The sequence below is a fragment of the Pseudomonas sp. R62 genome, from assembly GCF_000257605.1.
Lineage (GTDB): Bacteria > Pseudomonadota > Gammaproteobacteria > Pseudomonadales > Pseudomonadaceae > Aquipseudomonas > Aquipseudomonas atacamensis.
This window is the reverse complement of the sequence record NZ_JH635999.1, coordinates 1,283,023-1,291,880: the sequence shown is the minus strand read 5'-3', so window position 1 is coordinate 1,291,880 and position 8,858 is coordinate 1,283,023. Positions and strand designations below refer to the sequence as shown.

Sequence of the window (8,858 nt, the reverse complement as noted above, 5' to 3'; positions counted from 1 at the left end):
CAGCTGAGAACGCTGCCCGGGCACTGGCTGGTTTCGATTCGTCTACAGCTTTCGCGACAGTTTGCCGTGGATCTGCACAGTCTTAACGCCATCGGTTTTGCTTTCACCGGTCTGGCGCCTGCGCAAGACAATCCAGGAGGCTGGCTGACGTTGTTTCATCGCGGCTACCGCACGCGCAAGCTGACATTGCATTGCCCGCACATAAGCAGTTACACGACCAGGCACAACGTCAACTCACTGGGCGAGCCATGGCTGCGGTGTAATCAGCCGGAGCCCGCACACGGATGAGCGGGCTTCATCGGCAGACGTCACGCCTTGGCTGTCAGGCCTTTGTCGGACGGAACTGCCGCATTGCCTTCGCCATAGGTCTTGAGATTCTGCAGGACGTAAATGGCTTTCTTGAATTCGGGAATCAGGCTCTTGCCGTAGTAATTGCCATTGAGACTGTTGGTCTGGATGGCATCGAGCTGCGTGGCGAAATACTCCAGCGCGTTGAACTTCGCCTCCGGGTCTTTCTGCACGCCGAAGCGGTCGAATTTGTCGCCGGCATTGAGCAAGGTGATCGAGGTGATCTCGGAAATCAGGCCGCGCCCGCGCAGGAATTCGCTGAGGTTGCCCAACTGCTTGACGGAAACGTTGGCTGGATCAAAGCCCTTGATCTGCTTGCGCAAACCCTGTTTGTCCATCTCCGCGACATTCAGTGCATTCGGATCGTTACCGACCAGCGTCAGCATCTGCTGCACCTTGACGCTCTGCGAAACCTGTTTCTTCGCCCCGGTATCACGGACCATTACGCCCGCCTTGCTTTCCCAGGCGCCGGTATAACCGATCGTCATGCGAGGATTCCTTGTGCAATGAGCATGAAATGTCCTTGTTCCAACCAATTGAATGGGCGCGAGTATCGGCCGCTTCGCCTGATCCAACCAACCCTTTTGTGCGCTTTTTTACAAATCTCGTACATTCATGACACCGAGCTTAAGGCCCGCAAACATTGCTTCAGCGCCGTCATCAAGATGTAACAACTGAGGCGATTGCCGGGGATGTACCAATCCCGATACCAACCGGTCATCGCCCTGAGTTCTTTCGGCGCGCAAGTACCTAAAGCTTCCGCCCGTAACGACGATACGCTGTGATACCCGCCCTGTTTTATTCCTGCCCTCCAACAAAAACGCCGCTCAAGGATCAGTTCCATGCCCGCACTGCGCACTATTCAGGCTCGCTACACGCTGTTTCTGATTCTGTTCATCCTGTTGTTGTCCGTGCTCACCGTGGTCGGCATCAGCCAACTGGTCGCACCGACCCTGCGCGATACCGAAGAGAAGGTCGTGCTCAACCGCATCGCCGAAGTCGCCGTGCAGATTCAGGGCGAACTGAACAAGGTGCAGGCGCAGCAACGCAGTATCACCCAGACCATCCCCCTGCTCGACAGTGCAGCCATCGACGTGGTGTTGCCAGGGCTGGTGGATCAGTACGGCGAACTGAAAGTCTTTGGCGGCGGTATCTGGCCGTTGCCGGGCCAGCGCGAAGCCGGGCGCAACAAGTTCAGCACCTTCTGGCACCGGGATGCCTCGGGTCAGCTCAAGGTCAATACGTTCTGGAACAGCGACGCCGCACCGAACTACTACGACCAGAGCTGGCACAAGGGCGGCATGGCCACCCCGAGCGGCCAGTGCGCGTGGGCCGCTGCCTATAAGGACGACGCCAGTGCCGAGCCGCGCACCAACTGCGCCATGGCGATCTACAAGAACGGCAGCGCCTGGGGCGTCTCGACCATCGACGTGACCCTGGGCTTCTTCAACGACCTGGTGGCGCGCAAGGAAAAAGACCTCAACGCCGAAATGCTCATCGTCGAGGCTGACGGCAAGATCATCAGCAACAGCTCGCGCATCAGCGGTCCGATCGTCCTGAAGAACATCAGCGAACTGGCGGCCAGCTCCACCTTCATCAATCAGATCAAGACCGGCCTGCAGAACCGCGATAAAGCGCAACGCGTCGAGTTCGACAACAACGGTGAAGACGCCACCTTCTTCATGCGCCCTATCGAGGGCACACCGTGGTTCCTCGCCACCGCCCTGCCGACCAAAATGCTCACCGCCCAGCGTGACGATGTGCTCAACAGTCTCAGCCTGATCCAGATTCCGCTGGTGATCCTGCTGGTGCTGTTGCAGGTTTACGCGATTCGCAAACTGGTACAGCGCATGAAGGCTCTGAAAGCCAACATCGATTCACTGTCCAGCGGTGACGCCGACCTGACCCGCCGCATCACCATTCGCGCCGAAGACGAACTGGGTGCCATCGGCCATTCGGTCAACACCTTCATCGTCTATTTGCAGAACATGATCGGCGAAGTCACCCAGGCCACCGGTGCCATGGCCTCCAGCCTCGATAATCTGCAGCGCACTTCGGCGCACACCAGCCAGATTCTGCTGCGTCACGCGTCGGAAACCGACCAGACTGTCACCGCCATTACCGAAATGAGCTCCACCGCTGAAAGCGTGGCGCAGAATGCCGCTGAAACCGCTGCGTTCACCCAGCGCGCCAATGAAAACGCCGATCGCTCGCGCGTCGTGGTGGGTGAAGCGACCAACAGCGTGGTCGCGTTGATCGACGAAGTGGCCAGCGCTACACACAAAGTTGAAAACATGCAGCAGGACGCCCAGCGCATTACCGAAATCCTCGGTGTTATCGGTGCGATTGCCGGGCAGACCAACCTGCTCGCCCTCAACGCCGCGATCGAAGCGGCCCGGGCCGGTGAACAGGGTCGCGGCTTTGCAGTAGTGGCGGATGAAGTCCGCGCCCTCGCCGCCCGCACTCAGGCCAGCACTTCGGAAATCAACGAAATGTTGACCCGTCTGACCCAAGGCGTCAGTTCCTCGGTCAGTGCCATGGAAAACACCCAGGCCAGTTGCCAGTCCGCCGCTGACGCCACCGCCCGAGTCAACTCGGGGCTGGACGAAATGGCCGGCTCGGTCAGCCACATCAACAGCCTCAGCACGCAGATCGCCACCGCCGCCGAACAGCAAAGCGCAGTGACCGAAGAGATCAACCGCAGCATGGTGCAGATCCGCCACATGGTCGATGAACTGGTGCAGAGCGGCCAGGCCAGCGAGCTGAATACCCGCCAGTTGCTCGAAGCCAATAGCCGCGTGAGCGCAATCATGGGGCGGTTCAAGGTCAGTTAAGCCAACCGCGACAAGGGGATTTGGCCTTTACGCCAAACCCCTGTGGGAGCGAGCCTGCTCGTGAAAGCGATTTTTTTCAGTCACTGTATCTGCGGCTGATCAACCGCATTCGCGAGCAGGCTCGCTCCCACATTGGTTCGGGTGTTTTGTAGCAACTGGAAACACTCAGTTGATGCCGGGATGGAAAAACCGGTCAAAATGCGTTCTTGCTGACCTTCACCGAGTCGAGAGCCCATTCCCATGCGAAGCCAACTGCGTCTGCTCACCCTGAGCGCCCTGTTCATCTCCTCCCTGGCGCAAGCCGCCGAACTGATCCCGATCGAAGTGCACCGCGATGCCAATTGCGGCTGCTGCAAAAAATGGATCAGCCATCTCGAAGCCAATGGCTTCAAAGTCGAAGATCACGTCGAAAGCGACATGAGCAGCTTTAAACAGCAGCACGGCGTACCACCGCGTCTGGCGTCCTGCCACACGGCGATCATCAATGGCAAATTCGTTGAAGGCCATGTGCCGGCCGATCAGGTGCTTGCGTTGAGCAAGCGCGACGATCTGCTGGGTGTGGCTGCACCGGGCATGCCAATGGGCTCACCGGGCATGGAAATGGACGGCATGAGCGACGCGTATCAGGTCATCGGCCTGAAGAAGGACGGCGCTGATGTGGTAGTGGCGGACTACCCGGCCCGTTGATGGGGGCAGCCTACTTCGGCCTGTTCTTTGCTGCGTTTGGCGCGGCGACATTGTTGCCGTTGCAGTCCGAGGCGCTGCTGGTCGGCCTGATCGTCAGCGAGCGTTACTGGCTGTGGGGTTTGCTCGCGGTGGCGACGCTGGGCAACGTGCTCGGTTCGCTGGTCAACTGGTGGCTGGGACGGGGCATCGAGCGGTTTCAGGATCGACGCTGGTTCCCGGTCAGCCCTGAGCACATGGCCAAGGCGCGCAAGCACTACGAGCGCTATGGGCATTGGTCGCTGCTGCTCAGTTGGCTACCGGTGATCGGCGATCCGCTGACCTTGATTGCCGGCGTCATGCGCGAACCGCTCGGGCGCTTTCTGTTGATCGTCACCCTGGCCAAAGGCGCGCGCTATGGCGTGCTGGCCTTGCTGACCCTGGGCTGGCTCGGTTGAACCAACCTTCGCTGTGATTGCCTTTGTTTAACGTCGGCGTAATCCCGACCTTCCAGAGTCGGCCAATTTTCAAGGAGTTTGTGCTTATGTCCGTCACGCTTTCCCGCTGGCTGCCCGGCCTCGTCCTCAGCGCTGCCCTGCCATTAATGGCGCACGCAGCCACTGAAACCGCCCCCGCCGAAGGGCCTGCCTATGGCCCGGAGCTGCAAGGTTTCCAATACCCCTACACGCTTAAACATTTCGCCTTCGAATCCCAAGGCCAGAAGCTGCAAATGGGCTACATGGACGTCGCCGCCAATGGCAAGGCCAACGGCCGCACCGTGGTGCTGATGCACGGCAAGAATTTCTGCGCAGCGACCTGGGACAGTTCGATCAAGGCCTTGAGCGATGCCGGCTACCGCGTGATTGCGCCGGATCAGATCGGCTTCTGCACCTCCAGCAAACCCGAGCACTATCAGTACAGCTTCCAGCAACTGGCGACCAACACCCAGCAATTGCTCAAGGCGTTGGGCATTCAGAAAGCCACTGTGCTCGGCCACTCCACCGGCGGCATGCTCGCCACCCGTTATGCGCTGCTGTTCCCTGAGCAGGTCGATCAATTGGCGATGGTCAACCCGATCGGTCTGGAAGACTGGAAAGCCCTCGGCGTTCCGTATCGCACCGTCGATCAGTGGTATCAGCGTGAGTTGAAGGTCACGGCCAAGGGCATTCGCGACTATGAGCGCACCACTTATTACGACGGCCGCTGGAAGCCCGAATTCGATCGCTGGGTCGACATGCTCGCCGGTCTGAGCAAAGGTCCGGGCAAGACCCAGGTCGCGTGGAACTCGGCGCTGATCTACGACATGATTTTCACCCAGCCGGTCTACTACGAGTTCAAGGACCTGAAGATGCCGACCCTGTTGCTGATCGGCACCTCCGACACCACCGCCATCGGCAAGGACCTAGCACCGCCGGAAGTCAAAGCGAAAATCGGCCGCTACGAGGTGCTCGGCAAACAGGTCGCCAAGTTGATTCCGCAGTCGACGCTGATCGAATTCCCGGGCATGGGCCACGCGCCACAAATGGAAGAACCGGAGAAATTCCATCAGGCGCTGCTCGGCTGGCTGGGCAAGACTCCTTCCGCTCCATGATGAGGTAAGCCGATGACGGTGCAGATTGCAGTGATCGATGACTGGCAGGACGTGGCACGCGACGTGGTCGACTGGTCCGTGCTGGAGAGCATCGGTGAAGTGACCTTTGTGCATGATTACCCGGCCGACAACGCGACACTGGCCGAGCGCCTCGGCCAGTACGAGGTGATCTGCGTCATGCGCGAACGCACGCGTTTCGACGCCGACTTGCTCGGACGCTTGCCCAATCTGAAGTTGCTGGTCACCGGCGGCATGCGCAATGCGGCGCTGGACATGCCGGCCGCTGCAGCGCTGGGCATCAAGGTCTGCGGCACCGACAGTTACAAACATGCCGCACCGGAACTGACCTGGGCGCTGATCATGGCGGCCACCCGTGATCTGGTGAAGGAAGCCAATGCCCTGCGCGCCGGCCAGTGGCAACAGGGCCTCGGCGGCGATCTGCATGGCAAGACCCTGGGAATCCTGGGTTTGGGCAGCATCGGCCAGCGGGTCGCGCAGTTCGGCCAGGTGTTCGGCATGCGGGTGATCGCCTGGAGCGAGAACCTCACCGCCGAACGCGCCGAACAGGCCGGCGTGACGTATGTCAGCAAGCAGCAATTGTTCGAGCAGGCCGACGTGCTGTCGGTGCATCTGGTGCTCAGCGAACGCAGTCGCGGTCTGGTCGATGCCCAGGCGCTGGAGTGGATGAAACCGACTGCGCTGCTGGTCAACACTGCTCGCGGGCCGATCGTCGATGAAGCGGCGTTGATCAAGGCGCTACAGAAACGGCGAATTGCCGGGGCGGCGCTGGACGTGTTCGAACAAGAGCCTTTGCCGATCCTGCACCCGTTTCGCACGCTGGACAATGTCCTCGCCACGCCCCATGTGGGCTATGTCAGTCGGCAGAATTACGAGCAGTTCTTCCGGCAGATGATCGAGGATATTCAGGGTTGGGCAGCTGGGGAGCCGGTGCGTCTGTTGAATTGATTCCATCACTTTAAAGTTGAGTTGCTGCAACAGGCCTCTTCGCGAGCAGTCTCGCTCCCACAAGTTGTACGCGTTCCAATGTGGGAGCGAGCCTGCTCGCGAAGAAGTCACCTCGGACGACACTTTGAAACAGCCTCGCACCACAACGGTGCAACCCGCCCATCCCCTAGCACAAAACCGTGACTAACCAGTCACCGTTTTGGCCCACTCCGACCGAAAAACATGCCCTTCGTCGGAGCGTTTCCCCTCCTGAACCCTCGCTAACATCCCGACACAACCGATTGTCGAACAATTTACCCATTTGCCCCGACCCGCTCTAGGATCTGGCCTAGACTGATTTTTCAGTGGCCAAACCACTCAGTCATACCGACGAAAAAAAGTCGAAACTTTTGCTTCACGCCACAGGTCATCAGAACAACTGGGCGAAAGCGACTGGTGTAATCCTTGCAACGGCCTCACCACCCATTCTGCTTGCGCGTGTTGGGTCAGCATTTGCTCACCGATGCGTGGCGCCTTTGCGCCCGGCCACAGGATTTGGCCACGAAACAGCTTGTTCGAGACAAGAATCAGATCACACACGGGAGATACATATGATCAGTGCGGCATTGGATATTCAGGGAGAGCGTGCTCACCAGTCGCTTGGAGAATCGAGCACCATCAGTGTTCCCGGCAGCCGACAGATCAACGTACCCGGCACCAAGACGCTTGCTCCTGTAGCAAGCCAGAATCCCAACAAGAAAAAAGTGTTGTTCGTGACTTCGGAAATCGCCGATCTGGTCAAGACCGGCGGCCTCGGTGACGTCTCCGCCGCCCTGCCCCGGGCCATGGCCCATCTGCATGATGTGCGGGTGCTGATTCCCGGTTATCCGCAAGTGGTGCACAGCGAAAACCCGATTCACATCATCGGCGAGCTGGGTGGCCACGCTGCGCTGCCACCTTGCAAGATCGGACGCATGGACATGCCCGATGGCCTGGTGATCTACGTGTTGATCTGCCCTGAACTCTACGAGCGTGAAGGTGGCCCTTACGGCGCCAACAACGGTCGCGACTGGCCGGACAACCATATCCGCTTCGCCCGTCTCGGCCTCGCCGCTGCCGACATCGCCGCCAACCTTGCGCAAATCCACTGGCGCCCGGATCTGGTGCACGCCCATGACTGGCCGGCTGGCCTCGCGCCCGCTTACATGCACTGGCGCGGGCAGCGCACGCCAACGCTGTTTACCATTCACAACCTTGCCTACCAGGGCGTGACCAGCCTTGGTTCCTGCCCGGAGCTGGGGATTCCCACCCATGCCCTGCAACAGGAAGGCATGGAGTTCTACGGCAAGATGTCGTTCCTCAAGGCCGGCATGGCCTATTCGAGCCACATCACCACCGTCAGCGCGACGTATGCGCAAGAAATCACCACCCCGGACTTCGGCTGCGGCCTCGACGGTTTCCTTGCCGCCAAGACCCAGCAAGGCCTGCTCAGCGGTATCCCGAACGGCATCGACGAGAGCTGGGATTCGGCGACCGACCCGCACCTGTTCGCCCCGTTCGCCATCGGCGACTGGGAAGGCAAAGCGGTCAACGCCGCCCACGTCCGTGAGCTGTTCGGCCTGAATGACTCTACCGGCCCACTGTTCGCCGTGGTTTCGCGCCTGGTCTATCAGAAAGGTCTCGACCTCACCGAAGCGGTGTCCGAGTTCATCGTGCAGAACGGTGGTCAGATCGCAATCATTGGTCGCGGCGAGCCGGAAGAAGAGCAAGCCATGCGCGAATTGGCGCTGCGCTTCCCAGGCCAGATCGGCGTGCGCATCGGCTTCAACGAAACCGATGCCCGACGCATGTTCGCCGGCAGCGATTTCCTCTTGATGCCTTCGCGTTACGAGCCTTGCGGCTTGAGCCAAATGTACGCCCAGCGTTTCGGCTCGCTGCCGGTCGCGCGCAACACCGGCGGTCTGGCCGACACCATTGAAAACGGCGTCACCGGTTTCCTCTTCGATGAGTCCACCGTTGATAGCTACAAGGAAGCCCTGAGCCGCGCGTTCAAGGTCTTCGCCTTCCCGGAACTGCTCAATGCCATGCGCTGCCGCGCCATGGCTGCACCGTTCAACTGGAGCAAAGCGGTTGAACCGTACGCCGAACTTTACGAACAACTGGTCGCCAAGGCGTTGGGTAAAGCCAGCCACAAATAACCAGGGAGTTGCAGAAAATGCCGTCAAGGACCCAAGAAACCTGGCCCCACGGCGCGATCATGCTGGATGCCGAGCACACGCAATTTGCGTTGTGGGCGCCTGACGCGTTCTACGTCAGTGTGGAACTGGAAGATGGAAAATCGTTGCCCATGCTGCCTCAGGGCGACGGTTGGTTTGTAATCAAGGCCAATTGCCCGGCGGGCAGTCGCTACCGTTACTGCATCGATGGCGAACTGGAGGTGCCGGACCCGGCCTCCAGGGCGCAGGATGGTGACCTCG

At 59.9% G+C, this 8,858-nt stretch carries 6 protein-coding genes and 4 pseudogenes; 9 read left to right on the top strand and 1 reads right to left on the bottom strand.

The window, feature by feature from the left end:
- A pseudogene (locus tag OQK_RS31685) lies at positions 1-288 on the top strand (hypothetical protein); the annotation flags it as partial.
- A gap of 20 nt (positions 289-308) precedes the next feature.
- On the opposite strand, the gene OQK_RS23995 reads toward OQK_RS31685, so the two are convergent.
- Positions 309-836: a hypothetical protein gene (locus tag OQK_RS23995; RefSeq protein ID WP_016774651.1), complete on the bottom strand. Its 528-nt coding sequence runs from the start codon at positions 834-836 to the stop codon at positions 309-311.
- Positions 837-1,190: 354 nt separating this feature from the next.
- Between OQK_RS23995 and OQK_RS32120 the strand changes: the two are divergent.
- From OQK_RS32120 to OQK_RS23960, 8 genes and pseudogenes are all read left to right on the top strand, one after another.
- A pseudogene (locus tag OQK_RS32120) lies at positions 1,191-2,321 on the top strand (HAMP domain-containing protein); the annotation flags it as partial.
- 333 nt (positions 2,322-2,654) lie between these two features.
- Positions 2,655-3,182: pseudogene (locus OQK_RS32115) on the top strand (methyl-accepting chemotaxis protein); the annotation flags it as partial.
- A 240-nt stretch (positions 3,183-3,422) separates the two neighbouring features.
- Positions 3,423-3,869, top strand: coding sequence for a DUF411 domain-containing protein (locus tag OQK_RS23985; protein WP_016774649.1), 447 nt, complete (start codon positions 3,423-3,425; stop codon positions 3,867-3,869).
- A complete protein-coding gene (locus tag OQK_RS23980; RefSeq protein WP_016774648.1) occupies positions 3,869-4,303 on the top strand; it encodes a YqaA family protein in 435 nt (144 codons plus the stop codon). The genes OQK_RS23985 and OQK_RS23980 overlap by 1 nt, the downstream gene beginning before the upstream one ends.
- A gap of 86 nt (positions 4,304-4,389) precedes the next feature.
- Positions 4,390-5,436, top strand: coding sequence for an alpha/beta fold hydrolase (locus OQK_RS23975; protein ID WP_016774647.1), 1,047 nt, complete (start codon positions 4,390-4,392; stop codon positions 5,434-5,436).
- 12 nt (positions 5,437-5,448) lie between these two features.
- Positions 5,449-6,402, top strand: coding sequence for a D-2-hydroxyacid dehydrogenase family protein (locus OQK_RS23970; RefSeq protein ID WP_016774646.1), 954 nt, complete (start codon positions 5,449-5,451; stop codon positions 6,400-6,402).
- Between the two features lie 590 nt (positions 6,403-6,992).
- Entirely contained in the window at positions 6,993-8,579 is a 1,587-nt protein-coding gene (glgA, locus tag OQK_RS23965) for a glycogen synthase GlgA (protein WP_016774645.1), read from the top strand.
- Positions 8,580-8,596: 17 nt separating this feature from the next.
- Positions 8,597-8,858 (top strand): annotated as a pseudogene (locus OQK_RS23960) (malto-oligosyltrehalose trehalohydrolase); the annotation flags it as partial.

Bases quoted from the DNA above. Each gene is read 5' to 3' on its own strand.
- OQK_RS23995 (WP_016774651.1), bottom strand. From the start codon at position 836: ATGACGATCGGTTATACCGGCGCCTGGGAAAGCAAGGCGGGCGTAATG.
- OQK_RS23980 (WP_016774648.1), top strand. From the start codon at position 3,869: ATGGGGGCAGCCTACTTCGGCCTGTTCTTTGCTGCGTTTGGCGCGGCG.
- OQK_RS23985 (WP_016774649.1), top strand. From the start codon at position 3,423: ATGCGAAGCCAACTGCGTCTGCTCACCCTGAGCGCCCTGTTCATCTCC.
- glgA (WP_016774645.1), top strand. From the start codon at position 6,993: ATGATCAGTGCGGCATTGGATATTCAGGGAGAGCGTGCTCACCAGTCG.
- OQK_RS23975 (WP_016774647.1), top strand. From the start codon at position 4,390: ATGTCCGTCACGCTTTCCCGCTGGCTGCCCGGCCTCGTCCTCAGCGCT.
- OQK_RS23970 (WP_016774646.1), top strand. From the start codon at position 5,449: ATGACGGTGCAGATTGCAGTGATCGATGACTGGCAGGACGTGGCACGC.